Origin of the sequence: Phormidesmis priestleyi ULC007, assembly GCF_003003695.1 — a bacterium.
GTDB classification, from domain to species: Bacteria; Cyanobacteriota; Cyanobacteriia; order Leptolyngbyales; family Leptolyngbyaceae; genus Phormidesmis_A; species Phormidesmis_A priestleyi_A.
Genome location: NZ_PVWG01000011.1, coordinates 1 through 18083 on the forward strand (window position 1 = coordinate 1; position 18083 = coordinate 18083).

General features: G+C 48.6%; 22 protein-coding genes and 1 tRNA gene. 15 read left to right on the forward strand and 8 right to left on the reverse strand.

All coding sequences use genetic code 11. From position 1 onward, the window contains the following. Positions 1-112: 112 nt before the first annotated feature. Both C7B65_RS11615 and C7B65_RS11620 read left to right on the forward strand, forming a co-directional pair. Positions 113-661, forward strand: coding sequence for a DUF2808 domain-containing protein (locus tag C7B65_RS11615; RefSeq protein ID WP_073071243.1), 549 nt, complete (start codon positions 113-115; stop codon positions 659-661). Positions 662-1211: 550 nt separating this feature from the next. Continuing rightward, positions 1212-1826: a CHRD domain-containing protein gene (locus C7B65_RS11620; protein WP_073071244.1), complete on the forward strand. Its 615-nt coding sequence runs from the start codon at positions 1212-1214 to the stop codon at positions 1824-1826. 207 nt (positions 1827-2033) lie between these two features. Here the strand turns inward: C7B65_RS11620 and C7B65_RS29245 are convergent, their stop codons facing one another. After that, entirely contained in the window at positions 2034-2156 is a 123-nt protein-coding gene (locus tag C7B65_RS29245) for a hypothetical protein (RefSeq protein WP_262983535.1), read from the reverse strand. 377 nt (positions 2157-2533) lie between these two features. On the opposite strand from C7B65_RS29245, the gene C7B65_RS11625 reads away from it, so the two are divergent. The 7 genes from C7B65_RS11625 (at position 2534) to panB (ending at position 7769) form a co-directional block, all read left to right on the forward strand. Further along, positions 2534-3121, forward strand: coding sequence for a sigma-70 family RNA polymerase sigma factor (locus tag C7B65_RS11625; protein ID WP_073071246.1), 588 nt, complete (start codon positions 2534-2536; stop codon positions 3119-3121). Between the two features lie 2 nt (positions 3122-3123). After that, a complete protein-coding gene (locus C7B65_RS11630; protein WP_223257360.1) occupies positions 3124-3894 on the forward strand; it encodes an anti-sigma factor in 771 nt (256 codons plus the stop codon). A gap of 439 nt (positions 3895-4333) precedes the next feature. Continuing rightward, complete coding sequence (locus C7B65_RS11635) at positions 4334-4522, forward strand: CsbD family protein (RefSeq protein ID WP_073071248.1); 189 nt, start codon at positions 4334-4336, stop codon at positions 4520-4522. Between the two features lie 143 nt (positions 4523-4665). Then, the gene (locus C7B65_RS11640; RefSeq protein ID WP_223257361.1) at positions 4666-5067 is read left to right on the forward strand and encodes a hypothetical protein; all 402 of its coding nucleotides are present in this window, start codon (positions 4666-4668) and stop codon (positions 5065-5067) included. A gap of 49 nt (positions 5068-5116) precedes the next feature. Further along, on the forward strand, positions 5117-5641 hold the full coding sequence (locus C7B65_RS11645) for a hypothetical protein (protein WP_073071249.1): 525 nt from the start codon (positions 5117-5119) through the stop codon (positions 5639-5641). Positions 5642-5834: 193 nt separating this feature from the next. Further along, positions 5835-6935 (forward strand): ligand-binding sensor domain-containing protein, encoded by a 1101-nt coding sequence (locus C7B65_RS11650; RefSeq protein WP_223257362.1) that lies wholly within the window; start codon positions 5835-5837, stop codon positions 6933-6935. Between the two features lie 54 nt (positions 6936-6989). Then, entirely contained in the window at positions 6990-7769 is a 780-nt protein-coding gene (gene panB / locus C7B65_RS11655) for a 3-methyl-2-oxobutanoate hydroxymethyltransferase (RefSeq protein ID WP_073071253.1), read from the forward strand. A gap of 20 nt (positions 7770-7789) precedes the next feature. On the opposite strand, the gene C7B65_RS11660 is transcribed toward panB, so the two are convergent. Continuing rightward, complete coding sequence (locus C7B65_RS11660) at positions 7790-8374, reverse strand: D-glycero-alpha-D-manno-heptose-1,7-bisphosphate 7-phosphatase (RefSeq protein WP_073071254.1); 585 nt, start codon at positions 8372-8374, stop codon at positions 7790-7792. A 4-nt stretch (positions 8375-8378) separates the two neighbouring features. Beyond that, entirely contained in the window at positions 8379-9341 is a 963-nt protein-coding gene (locus tag C7B65_RS11665; protein WP_073071256.1) for a glycosyltransferase family 9 protein, read from the reverse strand. Between the two features lie 106 nt (positions 9342-9447). On the opposite strand from C7B65_RS11665, the gene ispD reads away from it, so the two are divergent. Then, complete coding sequence (gene ispD, locus C7B65_RS11670; protein WP_073071258.1) at positions 9448-10164, forward strand: 2-C-methyl-D-erythritol 4-phosphate cytidylyltransferase; 717 nt, start codon at positions 9448-9450, stop codon at positions 10162-10164. 8 nt (positions 10165-10172) lie between these two features. On the opposite strand, the gene C7B65_RS11675 is transcribed toward ispD, so the two are convergent. Next, a complete protein-coding gene (locus C7B65_RS11675) occupies positions 10173-11288 on the reverse strand; it encodes a tetratricopeptide repeat protein (RefSeq protein WP_073071260.1) in 1116 nt (371 codons plus the stop codon). A gap of 189 nt (positions 11289-11477) precedes the next feature. On the opposite strand from C7B65_RS11675, the gene C7B65_RS11680 reads away from it, so the two are divergent. Together C7B65_RS11680 and C7B65_RS11685 are read left to right on the forward strand one after the other, a co-directional pair. Continuing rightward, positions 11478-11807, forward strand: a complete 330-nt coding sequence (locus C7B65_RS11680) for a YbjQ family protein (RefSeq protein ID WP_073071262.1) — start codon at positions 11478-11480, stop codon at positions 11805-11807. Between the two features lie 165 nt (positions 11808-11972). Beyond that, positions 11973-12626, forward strand: a complete 654-nt coding sequence (locus C7B65_RS11685) for a hypothetical protein (RefSeq protein WP_073071525.1) — start codon at positions 11973-11975, stop codon at positions 12624-12626. A 109-nt stretch (positions 12627-12735) separates the two neighbouring features. Here the strand turns inward: C7B65_RS11685 and C7B65_RS11690 are convergent. Beyond that, a tRNA-Arg gene (locus tag C7B65_RS11690) sits at positions 12736-12809 on the reverse strand. Between the two features lie 39 nt (positions 12810-12848). Here C7B65_RS11690 and moaC point away from each other — a divergent pair. Next, positions 12849-13373, forward strand: coding sequence for a cyclic pyranopterin monophosphate synthase MoaC (gene moaC / locus C7B65_RS11695; protein ID WP_073071527.1), 525 nt, complete (start codon positions 12849-12851; stop codon positions 13371-13373). On the opposite strand, the gene rsmD is transcribed toward moaC, so the two are convergent. Together rsmD and hisH are read right to left on the reverse strand one after the other, a co-directional pair. After that, positions 13374-13913, reverse strand: coding sequence for a 16S rRNA (guanine(966)-N(2))-methyltransferase RsmD (gene rsmD, locus C7B65_RS11700; protein ID WP_073071264.1), 540 nt, complete (start codon positions 13911-13913; stop codon positions 13374-13376). It lies immediately after the preceding gene. Positions 13914-13926: 13 nt separating this feature from the next. After that, complete coding sequence (gene hisH / locus C7B65_RS11705; protein ID WP_073071265.1) at positions 13927-14571, reverse strand: imidazole glycerol phosphate synthase subunit HisH; 645 nt, start codon at positions 14569-14571, stop codon at positions 13927-13929. A 199-nt stretch (positions 14572-14770) separates the two neighbouring features. On the opposite strand from hisH, the gene C7B65_RS11710 reads away from it, so the two are divergent. Next, positions 14771-15658, forward strand: a complete 888-nt coding sequence (locus tag C7B65_RS11710) for an alpha/beta fold hydrolase (protein WP_073071267.1) — start codon at positions 14771-14773, stop codon at positions 15656-15658. A gap of 12 nt (positions 15659-15670) precedes the next feature. Here C7B65_RS11710 and C7B65_RS11715 read toward each other — a convergent pair whose 3' ends face one another. Beyond that, positions 15671-15925, reverse strand: coding sequence for a hypothetical protein (locus tag C7B65_RS11715; RefSeq protein WP_073071269.1), 255 nt, complete (start codon positions 15923-15925; stop codon positions 15671-15673). Positions 15926-16529: 604 nt separating this feature from the next. Here C7B65_RS11715 and C7B65_RS11725 point away from each other — a divergent pair. After that, positions 16530-18023 carry an ATP-binding protein gene (locus C7B65_RS11725; RefSeq protein WP_073071272.1) on the forward strand — a complete coding sequence of 498 codons (1494 nt, stop codon included), beginning with the start codon at positions 16530-16532 and terminating at the stop codon, positions 18021-18023. Positions 18024-18083: the final 60 nt, after the last annotated feature.

The window sequence follows — 18083 nt, forward strand, 5'->3', positions numbered from 1 at the left end:
TCCGGAGGGGAGCAGGCATAAGGAGGGGTTAATTAGAGGGTCTTCCTATCTTATATTTAACTTCACCCTCCTACTTATATGATACCAGAATCAAATCTTCGTGGAGGTCACAATGAGCCAGATTCAAGAAATCCTAACACTGGCGATCGCCAGCACGCTACTCGCTACATCAACAACGGTTGCTCAATATAACACTCCGAGTGATGACAGCACCTTAATGCCGGAGGTCACAACTACGAGTGGTTACGAGATGGAGGAGTCTCTAAAGCAAAGTCAGGCAACCGTGAGCGATGACTCTTATTCGTTCACGATGACGTTACCACAAGCAGACAGCGGCTTTACAAAGCTGTCTCTTTCGCTAACTAAGCCCGATCGGGATAACACGATCGTGCCCATTCATCTCAACCTAAAAGGCACTACCGCTTTTGTAGGAACCTCGACGACGGGGGCAGCGATCGCAGTCAAAGACGCATGGATTGATGAAACGGGCACTGTCTGGGTAGAGTTCAATTCGCCAGTGGCTGCCAAAACTACCCTGACTGTTGTGTTCAAAACGCAGAAGCCTCTAGCGGTAGGACAGTATGTTTATAGTATTGCTGCTTACCCAAACACAAAACCTTCCGTTGCTGTTTTCGTTGATAGCGGCACCGTGAAAATTTAGAAGATCTCGATCGCTATCTGAATCTCTAGCTGAAGTAGCCCTATATAGCAATCCTAAATGATTGTGGGATGGGCATCTTGCCCGTACAGGCTGGAAGCCTGTCCCACTCTTACAACTGAAATAGGATTGCTATATTACCAGGGCTACTTTACCCGCATGAATTTCCTTGCATGTAGCAGTTGACACTTGTAGCAACTTCACCTTCTCCAGTCGCGATTGAGACACAGTTGATGTGTTTTAGCAGAGTTTATAGATTTGACAAAAATGGCATGATCAAAACGGTTGTTTTATCACAGTAATTATTTATACCAACCACTACAGATAATAAAACTATTTAGATTTACATAATCGCTAATAAGGGCTACCTAAAGACAGAGAAGCGATCGCGAGTAGAATCCGGTGTAGATTCAGATGCCTGTAGGACAATTTGCAATCCAAATGTGAACCGAGTCCGTAGTACTAACTGAAACCACGATCGATTCGATTGATGTTTTTAACGATACAGCCCTCGATCGGGGGTCAGGTTACTTCACCTTAAACAAACAAAACCATGAACAAAGCAAAACGACTGCTTCGTAATCTTATTTTGAGCGCTATTACCTGTTTGGTCGCAGTTAACATTTCAATCTTTTCTCAACCCGTTCACAGCCAAGAGGCTTCAACACTCACCGCCTCACAAATCCCCGTGGGATCAGAAGCGCTACGCGAAGCTGAGAGCGTTTTGATGGCTCAAGGAATGGAGAGCAAACCCTTTACCCGCTATGTTGCGGTTCTCACTCAAAATGAGGTTGTTCCGACGACTCCATCTAGTTATGCCTTTGGTGCGGCAGGAGCGGTGTTAGTCGGCGATCGCTTAATTGTTCGGGGTGACTTTAGTAATTTGTCGAGTCCTCTACGCGACTATGCAACTGATCCGCTCAATCCGCCCAACCCCAATGTTACGTCTGGCGCGCACATTCACCGAGGCGAACCGACAGGGAATGGCCCATTTCAATATGCCCTACAAGTCAGTCCAGGCGAAAGCGGGCTTCAAGGTCGATTGATGGGAGAATACACGCTGACGAGTGAACAGCTACAAGCGCTGTCAAGTGGCAAGCTGTACGTGGATATTCATACTAAACAGAATCGAGCGGGCGAACTGCGTGGCATTCTCAAACCGCTCTAACTGTCAGAGGGATGGGTTGGGGTAGGGGCAATCCCCCGTGGTCGCCCTCCGTCAGGGGTAGGCACGGGGGCGCTATCCCTACAGCCATTTTATCCCCTCATTCTGCAACGCCCAAACATTCTGCCGATTCGACCTTTAATGAGATGGTGCTTGCTATTGTTGTTAATTTCATAATACTTTTGGTTGGATTAGAGAGGCGTATCGGTTCTAGTGAAGTTGCCAAATCCGAATCGTTGGGTCTTTGCTGCCACCGACGAAATGCTGAGAATCAACCGCGATTAAACGAGTTGCAGAAGTTTGGTCTGAGACAATAGGTTGAACGGTTGCCATCGGAAGCCGCAAGAGTTGAAAACCGCCAAACTTAAGCCACTAGTTCTGTCAACAGTTCAGATTGCACGTTTAAGCGGTTCATATGATTGACCTCGTAAGAGTGTTTGTTGGGATTGGTTGGGGCATGACCTCCAACTGATTGACAGTTTGCCTGGTTCAACTGCTCATTTACCAGTCCAAAAACTGCTCACTCTTTGCTCACTTTTGGCTGTTTCTGTTCATACATCCGATCGCAGGTCGAACACGTACTTAAAGAGATAGGGAAGAATGATTGAATTCTCTCCTTAAAGAAGTAGATTGATTCAAGGCGCATTAATGGCACAATGAGGGCTGAATGATGATTTAAATAATTCGCTTGCAAAAGCCCGATATGCCTCATGCCTGAGCCATCCGACCACCCAGAACAACCCGTTGCAAATCAGACAGATGCAGACCTATATCTGGCACTGAGAGGGGGGCAAACGGCTGCTCTTGGCATTCTTTACGATCGTCACGCTAGATTAGTTTATGGGCTAGCCCTCAAAACCCTCAGCAATGCTCAAGAGGCAGAAGATCTCACTCAAGATATCTTTCTGAACCTCGCCAGATCAACGTCTTATGACCCACGACGAGGATCTCTCAGAACATTTCTAGGAATTTTGACTCGCTCTCGCGCCATTGACCGCATTCGATCGCGCAGCACTGCCTTGTCCCATTTGGAGCGATTGAGATCAGAGCACAACTCAGAAACCCCAGCTCAATCTCCCTTTGACCAGGTTTCTCAAACCGAACAATCTCAGGAGGTTAAAACAGCCCTTGCTCAGTTGTCAGAGAGCGAACAGCAACTGTTGCAAATGGCTTATTACGAGGGTCTTAGTCAGTCAGAAATTGCCGAGCGATTAAGTATGCCGTTAGGAACTGTCAAAACGAGAACTCGGCGGAGTCTCATCAAATTGCGCCAGACCCTTACCGATTACATTGGATAATTATGTCTATAACTGGGTCGGTGTCTTCAGAACACTTACAGCTACTCATTGCCGGATATGTGTTGGGCGATCTCGACCCCAATGAAGCGGCAGAATTTGAGCAGCTTTTGCTAGATCACCCCGCGATCGCAGACGAGGTGACTCAGATGCAAGCCGCGCTGGAACTGTCTGATGATCTGCCCGAAGTCGATCCTCCAACGCATTTGCGGTCAGTCATTCTCAATGCTCAAGCTCAACCAACTCCTTTAGCCGCAGTTCCTGACCCGGCGGTTTCTAGAACCCGCAGAAACCCGTTTCCCTGGAGTAGAGCGCTAAATCTGGCGGCGGCAGTGCTGATTGTGGTGCTAGGAGTCAATAACTATCGTCTCCGACAAACGCTACAAGCCTCACAGACTGAAACTCAGCGATTGGCTGCTCTCAACTATTCGTTAAAAAGCACAGAACCAACTAATCCAGCTTCTGCCACTGTTGCCGTCAACCCCAATAACTTAGAAGCGGTTTTGACGGTCAAAGATTTGCCCCCGTTGCCTCCCGGCAAGGTCTATGTGTTGTGGACGCTGCTCAAGGAAGATGCTCCTTACACCACTGACGCTAAAGGAGCCATTTTGACCGAAGCTTTTAACGTCGATGCTCAAGGAGGCGTGGCTAAACCGATCGTCGTGCCTAGAGCTTTCCGGTCTGAAGCGTTGATTTCAAAAGTTGCGGTGACGATCGAAGATGCGACAGCGCCTCAAAAGCACCAGGGAAAACCCATCATGGTCACAAGTCTATAGTCTAAGAGGATGTTTGAAAAGTTGAAATAAACCCTGCACGTCTGAAGTCACGAAGCTGAGGCATTTATGAATCTTTGCAAATGCAGTGAGCAATCAAGGAGCTCATAGAAACAAATCAAGAGAAAGTTTGGGATGTTGCCTTTAACTTTTATTGATGATGAGATGCTGTCGAAGCCTGACACGATCGCATTAATAGCATTTTCAGACTGCGCGATCAGGATGCGAGAAGTGCTGCGATCGCTCAAATAACAGCAGCTATAGGGACTCGACTCGTGCAATCCTCCATTTAGCAGAGATGACTCAATTAAAATGTACTTATTAATACAACTTCTGGGGGAGCGCTTATTCTAAGCGCTCCTTTATTGTTAAAGGGTAAGCGGTGATTCGGATTACAGCTTACATAAAATAACAGACCAACTAAAGAATAAAGGAGCCTATCATGAGCTTAGAAGATAAAGCTAAAGCAGCAGGCAAGAACATTGAAGGCAAAGCACAAGAAGCTTTAGGCAATGTAACGGGTGATGTTGGCGATCAAGCAGAAGGCAAAGCAAAGCAAGCTGAAGCATCTGCCCGCAACGCTAAAGAAGATGTGAAAGATGGTGTTAAGAACATCGTCGATAAGGCGTAATTAAATCTCAAATGGATTTGGATAATTCGATATTATCCAAATCCATTTTGTTTAGAAAGAAACGTTTTCTAACTCACTTAAAAATAAACTTGGAGGCAATTCTAGTGAGTTTATCTCAGCATTTTCGTAGGGTTTTAATTGCTTTGTCACTAGTCCTATCTTTGACAATCACCGCTTGTGGTGGAACGGCTGTAACTGCCAAGACCACAAACCAACCGGGAATCAGCAACAATCAAAGCTACGGACAAATCGAGCGCGGTACGACTCAACAAGGGCAAAACTTTGGCAATTGGGTGGTGCAAACGAGTCATGGATTAGTTCAAGATGCTTATGTTCGTGGCAGTGACAAACTAGGGGTTGTCATCTCTCCTCAAGTTCGTCCAACCGAAGTGCGAACATTGGCGAAGTCTTTAGTCCAAGGCTTTCGTAAGAATGCCCCCAATCGTGACTTGACTGTCTTGATGTATGCCCCTGACAAGCAGTTAGTTTTAACTGCAAAATATGACAACAGCACCAAGCAAATTCAGTATGGAACTAGCAGCTAAATCAACGCTACTAGCAATTGCTGAAAATTGACACAGGAGTTTATCAAAAATGCCTAGCAGCGACGAATATAAGCGCCAGGTCATGCACGATTTGGCAAAGGGAGATAAAGAGTCTGCGGACGATATTATTCCCGATGATTCTGTAGAAAATTATCAGAATTTTGACGACTTTGCTCAACGATCGTCCAAAGAAGAACGGCGGCAATTGTTTGGCAAATCGTTTCACCCCGATCGCATTCCTTCCAGCCAAATGGAACCCGAATTGCAAAAGGCGATCGCTCAAATCAAACCCAACGAGCGGAATGATGTTGCCAAAGAATTCTTCAGCCAACTAAAAAAGAGAGGGTTGCACGATCGTGACTTAGAAAGGCAACTGGGACTCACCACTCACAACCCCGGTCACATGACTGCTGATGATGTCAGCAAGCTTGCAGCATTCACTTATCACAATCACCCCGATATCTTTCAAGAAGTGTTGGCAGACCAGCCTGCAATGATGAAATTCTTAAGCAACCCGATGGTTGGGGCAGCTTTGGGCGCGATCGCCGCGAAATGGTTCGGCGGTCATAAATAGAGGTCAAGCATCAGGTTGATATCAAAGAGATGAGGGTCTAAAGCTCTCATCTTTTTTGTTTAGCAAAGTTTTGAGAGCGTTCACAAACGAAATTATTGTGATGTCCTGACTTTGTAGCAGTATCATGGGCATCATGAAATTTGCTGGGTTGATCGTTTAGAATCTTCAACCCTCAAAGCTGTGAGGAATGTTTGTGAGAAGGTTTAATCTGTCGTCTCTAATATCTTTAGGAATCGCGGCAAGCTCGATCGGGTTGTTAAGCTTGCTCATACCAGGCAGATTTGCGATCGCAAGTCCTGGTTTCTCCAAAGCGATCGCTCAATCAGCCCCTCAAAAACCGCCCACCTATGTGCCTGTTGCTCCGCCGCCTCTGGCTCCGCCGCTACCAACTCAGCGACAGCCCCAAGATGAGCGGATTGGAGAAGATTATCGAGTCAGTGCCCTTCAGCCTGATTATCAGGGTCATCTTTGGGTTGGCTCTTGGCAAGGGTTGGCAAAGATTAACCCCAACACTGGCAAGATTCTGAGCCGAATTGCGATTCCTAACCGCACGATCGGAGCATTGGCTCAAGACAAAGTAGGACGAATTTGGGTTGGCACTTATGAAGGATTGCTGCGCGTCGATCCCCGCACCAACGAAGTGACTGCACAGAACTTTCTTCTACCGTCCAATCGCGTTTTGTCACTGCTGATTGATCAGCGAGGCTATCTCTGGGTCGGTACAGACCAGGGTCTAGCGCTGATTAGCCCTGATCAAGGCTTGTTAATGACGACCCTCAAAAACTTGCCAGGGGTCAGTGCAAATGCGCTCAGTTTAGATGCAGACGGTCAACTTTGGGTCGGCACACTAGAGAGCTTAGTGCAGGTGGATACTTCTAGCGCTCTGGTCACTAATCAAATTTCAGAGATTCCGGGCGGAGTGGTGCAAGCCCTCACCCTCGATTCGAGAGGGTCTTTGTGGGTCGGCACCTTAGATGGCTTGCTAGAAGTCAACCCCAAAGCCGCACAGATTAAGCGATCGGTGACCCAACTCCAAGGGCGCAACATTCTCTCAGCCCGATTTGACAAAGTAGGTAGCATGTGGGTGGGCACCAATAATGGACTTTTTCGCCTCAACCCCTACAATGGTGCGATCGTGGGGCAGGTGGGCAGTTTGCCGTCGAGTCAAATTCTGGCAGTTTCTCCTGACACTGGAAACAAGCTCTGGGTGGGCACTAGCGATGGGTTAGCGTGGGTAAGCATGAGCAGCTATCAAAGTCAGCCTCATTTCACGTTCAGTCGGAGTAATCCTTGAATGGCAGAAGATCAGTAGGATAGACTCACGCCTTAGTTTACGTCTGTTAACGATATGCCAGTTACGCCACAGCAGTTAATTCAGTGGAAACAGCAGGGACGCACGATCGTGGCCCTCACCGCTTGGGATTATGGGTTTGCCCAAATCTTAGACCAGTCGGGCGTTGATGTGATTTTAGTCGGCGATTCGCTGGCGATGGTGGCGTTAGGCTATGAAACCACGCTGCCAGTGACGCTCGACGAAATGCTGCATCATGCGAAAGCAGTACGTCGAGCGGTCAAGCAAGCGCTGCTCGTGGTGGATTTGCCTTTTCTGAGCTATCAAGAAAGCGTTCAGCAAGCCATTCACTCCGCAGGTCGAACCTTAAAAGAAGCGGGCGCACAAGCCGTCAAGCTAGAAGGCGGCTACCCTGCGATCGCCGAGACGGTGGCTCATTTAGTTCGCGCCGGAATTCCGGTGATGGGGCATATTGGGCTGACCCCACAATCGGTTCGGCAGTTAGGGTTTAAGCAGCAAGGCAAATCACCCGAAGAGGGAGAGCGCATTTTGTCAGAAGCGATCGCCCTCGAACAAGCCGGAGCCTTCTCGATCGTGGTTGAACACGTTCCGGCTGATCTGGCGTTGCAAATCACTCAAAAGCTGACCATTCCCACGATCGGCATTGGTGCCGGAGTTCACTGTGACGGTCAAGTTCTAGTCACCACCGATGTTTTAGGGTTGGGCACCTGGAAACCGCCGTTCGCAAAATCTTACGTAAATCTGCACGAATTGATTACTCAAGCCGTTCAGAATTATTCAGGCGAGGTGCGATCGCGCGAATTTCCAGAATCGTAATTTCCAAATTCAACCCGTTCTTAGCTTTTTTTCTGCAAAATCCATTTCACGGCAGCCGTTAAGTCTGTGGCAATATAGTCGGGCTTGGTGTGATGCTGATAATCACCGCTAAGAACGCGATCGCCATAACCCGTCTGCACCAAGATGCCTACACAGCCAGCGTTGTGTGCCATATCAACATCAGTCGCTTTGTCACCCACCATAAAGCTTTGAGAAAGGTCTAAATCGTGTTCCCAAGCCGCCGCCACCAGCATTCCAGTATTAGGCTTGCGCCACGTCGTCCAGCGCGTAAATTCTGCTTGAGTGCCGCCTTCGGGTGGGCTGAGATGAGGACAGTAATAAAGCGCATCCAATCGTGCCCCCGCTTCAGCGTCGAGTAGACGACAAAGCCGTTGATGCAAAGCTCGTACATGAGCATCAGGATAATAGCCTCTGGCAGGCCCAGACTGGTTAGAGACGAGACAGCAAAATAACCCCGCATCATTGAGCTGCCGCACCGCTTGGGCAACTCCCGACATTAAATGCAGGTCTTCAACCTGGTGAATGTAACCAGCTTCTTGATTGAGAACGCCATCTCGATCGAGATACACGGCGGGTCTTGCCATGACGCTAACCGCCCCAAACTTTCTGTAATATGGTTTGTGGCGAAATATCTGCCATTTCTCCAGTCGAGGACTTGATGCCGATCGCCCGTTCACTCTGGGGCAAAAGCTTTGCGGGATCGGTCGGGCCAAACAGCGCCAACGTGTAGGTTTGAGCCGCGATCGCCAGGTGCATGGGGGCACTATCTGTACACAACATCAGACTGGCCCCGGCGATCATTGCCACTAGTTCACCGATGTTGCTAGGCGAAGTGACTTTAAGCTTTGGAGTCGATCGCAACAGATCTGCGACAAAATCATCATCTTCGGGGCCTTTGACTAAAACCATCGGCAGGTCTGGCTGCTTTTTCTGAAAATCTCGGACGATCGTTCGCCAACTTTCGACCGGATAAATTTTGTCAATGCCCTTCAGCCGCGCAAGTTGACTCGACCCACCATGAATGATCACATAGCCGCCGTTTTGAATGCCTAGCCGTTTCCGTTCGATATCTGCCCATTGCAGATCTTTAGCTGGCACACTGACTGCTAATTCTGGACAGGGCGTATCAATGCCTAAACCCTTCAACAAATCGTGATACATGACTGCGGCATACTGATTTTGATTGAGCGGCACCGGATTAGTGAGAAACCAGTCTCTGCCGCCACTTTCATAGCCCACACGAGTCGGAATTCCACTCAGCCACAGCAAAAAACCAACAGTTTGGCGTTGCCCTAAAGAAATGGCAATGTCATATTCGCGATCGCGCATCACGCCCAGTAGATTTGCAAAATCTGCCAGACTATTGCTGCCCTTAAAATCAAACAAAATTGTGTCGTGAACTGACTTAGAAACCCGATAGGCGCTTTGAGCGCGTGGCTCAACGACGACATCGATCTGAGCGTCAGGGTAAGCTTTTTTTAGATCATCTAGAGTTGGAAAGAATAGGATTTGGTCGCCAATTCCACCAGGAACAAGGGCAAGAATTCTCATATTGATCTCTTTACGGTTCTTAATACCATATTCGCTCTTATTTTAGGGGAAGATACACACAGTCAAACGGTTTTGAAGTTTAGATTTTGAGTTGAAAGGAAAATCTGTGTATCTACTCATACCAGCCGCCGGGTCGGGTCGCCGAATGGACAGTGAATGGCTCCGTCAAGGCACCGCCCAGCGCAATAAGCTGCTGCTCAATCTGTTGGGCAAACCACTCCTCGCCTGGACGCTGTTAGCAGCAGAGGCTTCGAGCCACATTAGCTGGATCGGCATCATCGGGCAGCCGATCGATTGGGATGATTTCACCACGATCGTCACCCAACTCTCTTTCACAAAGCCCATTCACTTAATCGAGGGTGGCTCGACGCGGCAAGAATCGGTCTACAACGGGTTGCAAGCTCTTCCCCCTGATGCCAAACACGTCTTGATTCACGACGGCGCGAGATGTTTGGCAACCCCAGAATTATTCGATCGCTGCGCCCAAGCTGTTTTGACCTGTGCAGGGTTGATTGCGGCGATTCCGGTCAAAGACACGATTAAAGTTGTTGATCAGGAGAAGCTGATTAAAAGCACGCCCGATCGCAGCCAGCTTTGGGCAGCCCAAACGCCTCAAGGCTTCTCGGTGCCGCTGCTCAAAAAGTGTCACCAAGAAGGGCGACGGCAAGGCTGGGAGGTCACAGACGATGCGGCGCTGTTTGAGCAATGCCATCTTCCGGTGCTGATCGTGGAGGGCGAAGAGACGAATCTGAAAGTAACGACTCCGGTTGATTTGGCGATCGCAGAGTTTATTCTCACGCAACGGCTAAATCGTGCCGTATAAACATCGCATCACCTCAACTCTTTCAACGTAGCCTCAGCTTTCTTAGCCTCTTCTGAGTTGTTTTGCTGTTGATACAAATTTTGGGCTTCTCTCAGGGCTGCGATCGCTTCCTCTTTACGATCGCGAGCTTTTAGGGCGATCCCCAACTGATAATGAGCGCGGGCATTCTGAGGATCTAGCTGCACCGCCTCTCGATAAGCGATGATCGCTCGGATGAATTCTCGCTGCTCGATCGCCAAATCTCCTAGCGCTAACTGGGCTTCGATCGATTGAGGATTGACGTTGACTGCCCGTTGATAGGCAGTTAGCGCCCCCGCAGAGTCGCCCACTTCTTGCAAAACTTTGCCCATTTGTAAATGCAGCTTGCTGTTGCTAGGGTCGAGTCTAACCGCACGATTAAAAGCTGCTAGAGCCGCGCGGCGATCGCCTTGACTGAGCCAGCCAACCCCCAAGTTAACTTGAATGCGGCTACTGCGAGGGTTCAGTTCTGCGGCGCGTTGAAGGGAAGTAATTCCTTCTCCGATCTGGTCTTTTTGCAACAGCATCAAGCCGAGCATCTCATAAGCTTCTGCATTTTTAGGCGCGATCGCGGTGACTTTTCGATAGGTGGCTAATGCCTGATCATATTGACCCTGCCGCGACAAGACAGCGCCCAAACCGAGATAGGCATTTAAGTTTTTAGCATCCAGCTTAGTTGCGCGCTGATAAGCGACGACTGCGGCTTTGTCATTTCCTGCACTCGCCAGACTAAACCCTAAAGCATATTCAAAATCAGAATTGCTAGGATCGAGGACGATCGCTTGCTGATAGGCGATAATCGCTTCTTGAAAGTTGCCCGTCTGCGCCTGAATGTAGCCAATTCCAGAATAGATGCGAGGGTTTTTTTCATCTAACGCGGCGGCTTGTTGAAACATAGGCAGCGCTCCTGCCCAGTTTTTGGCATCAACTAACTCACGCCCCTTTTGCAGCAAGTCATCTAGCTCTTGCTTAGTCTGATCACCGGGCTGAAGATCGGTCGCCTGAGCAAAAACAATCTGGGGCGATAAGGTGAAGGTGGCTCCGATTAAGAGGCAGATCAGCGTCGATCGCCAACGGAGATTAGGTCTTTTAAGACTACAGATCATGAGTTGTGGACGTGAAAGAATAGATTGGATTGAATGGCAAGTCACACCGCAGCTAAGATGAATTTAATGCCAATCAACGCATAAAAACAATCCAAGCAGGTGATTATTCTTGCTGCTTAAACAAAAAGTAGATCGTTGCTCGATCGTGAGCGATGCTACTATCACTAAGTTTTCTTGAGCGGAAACCCCATGATTGTCACTACAACTGATGTTATTCAAGGAACGACGATCGAGGCTTATTTAGGCATTGTCACGGCTGAGGTCGTCTATGGCAGCAACGCGCTCCGAGATTTCTTTGCCGGAATTCGAGACATCATCGGTGGGCGCACCGCAGGCTATGAGCGTGTGTTTGAGCAAGGGCAGCGAGAAGCGATCGCCGAACTTGAACAACGTGCCCAGCGTCTTGGCGCAGATGCTGTGATTGGCGTTGAGATTGATACGGGAACGATCAACATCGATCAGTCAGGTGTCTTGCTTCTAATCACTGCCACCGGAACTGCTGTCAGGCTTCGTCAATAAAGTTCATTCAAAAACGTTTTACCCCAAGTCCATCCCTCAATTCACTCTAACGATAGACTCCTATACTCATTCTGCTGGTAGAGATATCTCACCTGTAGAGGGCTTAGAGTAATGCTCAAGTGTAAATCCTTTGCAAAAAACTATCGACTTGGGGAGCTAATTAACATGGCGTATGCTAACAGACCTATCACTGATCAGACTATCGTTCAAACTTCGGGTGAATACCACGATCGAGTCCGTTGGGGCCCGATTCTCTCTGGACTCTTTGTCGCGCTGGCTTCTCAACTGATTTTGAGTGCTTTGGGCGCGGCGATCGGAGCGACGACGATCGCGAATTCTGGCGCTCCCAGATCAAACCTGGGAGATGTTAGTCAAGCTGTCGGCTGGTGGGCGATCTTGAGCCTGTTGATTTCGCTATTTATCGGTAGCTGGGTGATGGCGCGGGCTTGCGGCCCAATGAACCGCAGCACAGCACTGCTGAATGGAGCAATTTTGTGGGCAACCACACTGGCTTTGAGCGCGTGGTTGCTAACCAGTGGCGTGACGGGTGCATTTGGTTTAGCTGCGTCTTCGGCCTCTAATGTTGCCGGGGCTGCGTTGCCACAAACTGGGGTTCCCAATGTGAATCCAACTGCAATTCCTAGCCCGACCGCTCAAGATACCCGCAACATTGCAGACGGAGCGGCGAAGGCTGGCTGGTCTTTTGTATTGGGTTCTTTGTTGGGCTTGGTTGCCTCTCTAATTGGCGCGGCAACTGGCGCTCGCAGCCCTCGCGATGTCACGGTTTACGCAGAGCCAACGACGACGACCACTCGATAAACCTGAGCTAAACCTTCAGCGTCTTCTCTTCCCTTTGTCTAAACATTAGACTGAGGGAATTTTTTTGACAAAAATAGGGACGCTGTTGATAACGTCCCTATCTTATGAACGGGCTAGGAGGGATTCGAACCCCCGACACCGTGGTCCGTAGCCACGTGCTCTAGTCCACTGAGCTACAAGCCCCCGTGTTGATAAGATCATCATACTATCACAATGCACCCGATGACAAAGAATTCTTCAATTTCTTCTAAAAATTCTGCAAATTCTCTCAGTCATCTAGACGCAGATGGACAGGCACAGATGGTTGATGTCTCTGCCAAAGCGGTGACGGCTCGGCAGGCGATCGCCATCGGAAAAGTGCGAATGTCGCGAGAGACGCTGAACACGATCGCGGCTGGCAATGCGCCTAAAGGGGATGTGCTAGGCACTGCAAGACTGGCCGGAATCATGGCAGCCAAACAAACCGCGCACCTGATTCCGCTTTGCCACCCCTTGCCTTTAACCAAAGTCAAAGTGGTGATCACTCTTGACGAAGACTTGCCGGGCTATCAAATTCGCGCTGAGGTCAAGACAACGGCAGAAACCGGAGTCGAAATGGAGGCACTCACGGCTGTCTCGATCGCAGCTTTAACGCTTTATGACATGGCAAAGGCGCTAGAAAAATCAATTCAAATCGAACAAATTTATCTAGTCAGCAAAACGGGCGGCAAGTCAGGAGACTATCAAGCTGATACCGACGCAAGTTAATCAGGGTTCCGTCTGGTAAAACGTCAGGGCTGTACTTCCGTAGTGCTTTTGACGGCAGATCTCTAAACCTGCAATCTCATGCAGTTGACCCGGACTGTGTTCGATCGCAAGTTCTCCATTAGCCGCTAATAAGTGATGGTGGACGATCGCAGTCAACACAGGCTGATATAACCCACTCGCATAAGGCGGATCAAAATAGATGTGATCAAACTGCTGACCAGAAAGGTTTTCTAAACGTTCTAGCACTTCACCTTTCATGACTCGATAGGTTTGCTCTGGTTTAGCGACTTGTTGCCAATTTTGTTGAATTACGGCACAAGCATCTCTCGATCGCTCAATTCCTATCACTGTCTTTGCACCCCGACACAGGGCTTCTGCGCCCATTGAGCCACTTCCGGCACACAGATCAAGCCAGCGGCAATCGACGATCGTGCCTTGCCAAATGTTAAACATCGCTTGTCGCACTCGTGCAGCAGTCGGACGCGTTTCCTGTCCGGGAAGCGTTTTAATTAAACGATTGCCGTAAATTCGTAGACTCATGATTTCGTCGAGACTACCTCGCGGCTAATTGCTGACGATCAAGGACTAATTGCACGAAGTTAGAGAGAACTTTCAGTCCACCCGTCGAAGATTTTTCAGGGTGAAATTGCACCGCCATGAGGTTGTGGTCAGCGATCGCAGCCGTCACTGTTTGACTACCGTGGGTGATCGTCGCTGCACAGATTTGCGGATCACTGGGTTCTACATAATAAGAGTGAACAAAATACATCCAAGGATCGGCAGGAAGTTGATGCCAGAGAGCGCACTGGGTTTGCGTCAACTCCAATTGATTCCAACCCATGTGCGGAATCGTGATTCCAGGCTCATGACGAAATCGCTTCACCTGTCCAGGAATGATCCCTAGCCCAGGTTCGGTGCCTTCTTCACTCGCGTCAAACAAAATTTGCAATCCCAGACAGATGCCCAGAAAGGGTTTGCCACTCGCGATCGTTTTCCTGATCGGCTCTTCTAAATGCCGCGATCGCAGATGTTGCATAGCTGGATCAAATGCCCCGACCCCTGGCAGCACGATCGCATCTGCCTGCTCAATCTCTCGTGGAGAATCGGTGATTTTGGTAGTCGCGCCTGCATTGGCTAACCCTTTGCAGGCAGAGTGCAGGTTTCCCATGTCGTAATCTATGACTGCAATGACTGGCATTGTCTCAACCCTCGATCGCTTAACCTATTGAAGATTGTAGTCGGTTCATCGATCTAAACTCTACCGCTCCCGTATCCTAGTAAAGAGATAGAACGACCCTCAGGAATGAATCTCGGTAATCAGTCAAAATCTGCTCTTCTAGGCAAGCGCAAAATAGTATGATGAAGTTGTCTTAAGAAAACTTCATAGAACCATCATCGTGACTGTACAACGCTTAACATCAGTTGCTCTTGAGAAGCAAACCTGGGAATGGCAAGGACACCAGATTCAATATACGTCGGTTGGCAGTGGGCAGCCTTTGGTGTTGATTCATGGCTTTGGAGCCTCGATCGGGCACTGGCGCAAAAATATTCCCGTCCTGGCGGCTGCCGGATATCAAGTCTTTGCCCTTGATTTGCTGGGCTTTGGCAACTCTGCAAAGCCTGCGATCGATTACACGCTAGAGCTTTGGGTGGAGATGATTCGCGACTTTTGGCTGGCGAAGATTCAGCAGCCTGCGGTTTTTGTCGGCAACTCGATCGGCGGTCTGATCTGTCTAATGATTCTTGCAGAACACCCTGAAATGGCGGCGGGTGGAGTTTTGCTCAACTCAGCAGGTGGACTCAACCATCGCCCCGACGAATTAAACTTGCCACTGCGGTTTGTGATGGGCAGCTTTGCAAAACTGGTGGGTTCTAAAGCGATCGGTGCCTGGCTGTTTAATCGAGTTCGCCAAAAAGCTCGAATTCGCGGCAGCCTCAAACAGGTCTACAAGAATCCCGAAGCCATCACCGACGAATTAGTCGATCTGCTGTATCTTCCCTCTTGTGATCCGGGTGCTCAGGCGGTGTTTGCGTCTGTTTTGACTGCCCCCGCTGGGCCCAGACCAACCGAACTGTTGCCCCGTATTCAAGCTCCGCTTCTGGTTCTATGGGGAGAAGCCGATCCGTGGACTCCGATCGCAGGGTCACAAATCTATCAACAGCTAACAGAAACTCACAATGTTCAGTTTGTGGGAATTCCTGACACGGGGCATTGTCCCCATGACGAGCGACCCGAAGTAGTTAATCCGCTGATTCTCAACTGGCTCAAGACGATCGCACACTAACTTAAATCACGCTCAACGGTCTACGATCGCTGAGGCTGTTTGAGTGGGAGCGATCGCATAGGCTTGTGCAGTAGGCACCAACGTCCAACCCGCTTGTCTGAGTCGTTGATAAGTTGTCCAGCCTTTAGAAGCTCCAGGGATGGTCAAATCAGGAACTCGATAGTGAGATGCGGTGTAGGGCAACCAGGGTCTGTTTGGGTGTTCTCTTAAATGCAACACTTTATTTCCACCGCCCAATCCAGCCAGCCAGCACATTTGTCCATTCATAAATCTTTTCCTTAAAGTACTAAACACGTTTTGCTGAACCCTGGTTACTCAGCTTGTGATTATTTTTGACCCAGAGGGTTAGACGAGTTTTAGAGGTGTAACCAGACTGTTATCCAAACTTCATCGGTTTATGGTCTGATTACGCTTAGGTTATGTAAATCTTTGTTAAAGCGAATTGATAAAAAGACAGACTTATGCACACCAGCCAATTACTCTAAAGTTACATAGAAGATTCACTCTATAGCAGGATGTTTAAGCGGAATCTACTGAGTAAAAGAGGCATCTGCGAGTCAGATTGGAAATTTGTTGGGTCAATATACTGAAAAGCTCGGATGCGATCTTTAGAGAATTTAAGTATTAATTGACTGTTAATCAAATATCGATCGAGCGCTGGGGTCAAAAAAAGCTGTTCTTCCATGAAGGTAGCGATCGAAGGCTTCATGTTCTAAGATTCAAATTTTTCACTACAACCTCAGTTCTACGCAAATCGCGATCAGTCTCAAGATCAAGTAATTAATAGCCGCGATCCCAAAAAGTTCATCTGTTTTTGAGCCTTGATTTCATGCCTGAGTCGCAACTTCACAACACCCTGTTCTAACTTCTTATGACTTTATTAGTCGCCCCAGAAATTTCTCTCTATGAATTAGCGGCTGACTCTGGGCAAACTCCCTTTGTCCAAGTTAGTCCCGCTACCTTCAAGTCGATGGTGAGTAACCTGATCGATTTATTGATTGAGCAGCAAACTTTGGCTGCGGTTTGGTCAAAGATGCCGCGTGGCCAAGCTTGGCAAACTGTACTCGATCGCTATTGCAGGCTTTCTGACCTTCCTCAAGCAGTTTATTTGTTGAAAAATCAGCGAGAGGAAATCTTTGACGACAGCATTCAGTCATTTGAACAGGGCGATCGTAATCTCGCAAATCACCCACTCATCACTTCAATCTCGCTGGCTCCTGAAAGTCAGCTTAGACGTGAGTATTTTTTGCTGATTTGGTCAGAGCAGTTTTGCTGCTTGCTGATGGCTCACCGTTTTAAATCTCCTCAAGCGACGATCGAGCCTCCAGTTTTAGAAAGTGGGCCAGAAGATTCTCCTGACAAAAAGCAATCATTGAGCGTTCTGTTCTCGTTAGATCAGGCAATGATTCGACAGTTTCTCAGTCAATTAAATCGAGAATTGCCGCTTCTAGACGCTTCTAGATGTGAGATTCGGGCACCTTGGGAGATGTTGATCGATCGAGTTCAACCCTTGCCTTTAGATGCAAAGTTGATGGGGCGGATTTTCACAAAACAAATTCAGCGTCAAGAAGAACTCTGGCAGCGATCGACCACTTACCGCAAACAAGCCGAACTCGCATCGCTGCTGCAAAGGCAAAATGAGGAGCTATTGACGGCAATTCGGTTAAAAGATGAGTTTCTCAACAACGTGGGACAAGAGTTGAGAACGCCTTTGACTAACATGAAAACTGCCATCACTTTGCTCAACTCGCCCAATCTCAAGCCACCTCAAAAGCAGCGATATATGGATCTGCTGGTGAAAGAGTGCGATCGCCAAAGCACTCTGATTACGAGTCTGCTCGATCTGGTGAACCTCGATCAAAGGGCAGAACACACCACGATCCAATCGCTACAGTTGAGCGATGTCGTGCCGGGAGTCGTTAGCACCTATCAACCCCTGGCAGAAGAAAAAGGGGTGAAATTGGCTTACATCGTGCCCGAAGGCTTGCCACCTGTCGCATGTCTGAGTATGTGGCTCAAGCAAATTGTGATTAACCTGCTGCACAACGCGGTTAAATTTACGCCTAAGGATGGGCAGGTTTGGGTGCGGGCAAAACAGCAGGGCGACTATGTGCAGCTTGAGTTTCGCGATACGGGAATTGGAATTGCGCCCAGTGAAATTCCTAAAATATTTGATCGCTTCTATCGAGTGCGTCAAGCGATCGAACAAGAGACAGGGGGATCGGGTTTGGGGTTGACGATCGTTCAGCAACTTTTGCTGCACTGTGGCGGTTCCATCTCGGTGAAAAGCCGAATCGGTGAGGGTTCTACCTTCAATGTTTTGTTGCCAATCTATCAAAAACCAATAGAGCAAGAGGAGATCTAAAGAGTTTTGAATTGAGTCTGTCTGCTGAGATCAGTGAGACTATTGAAGTGTGAACTTCAT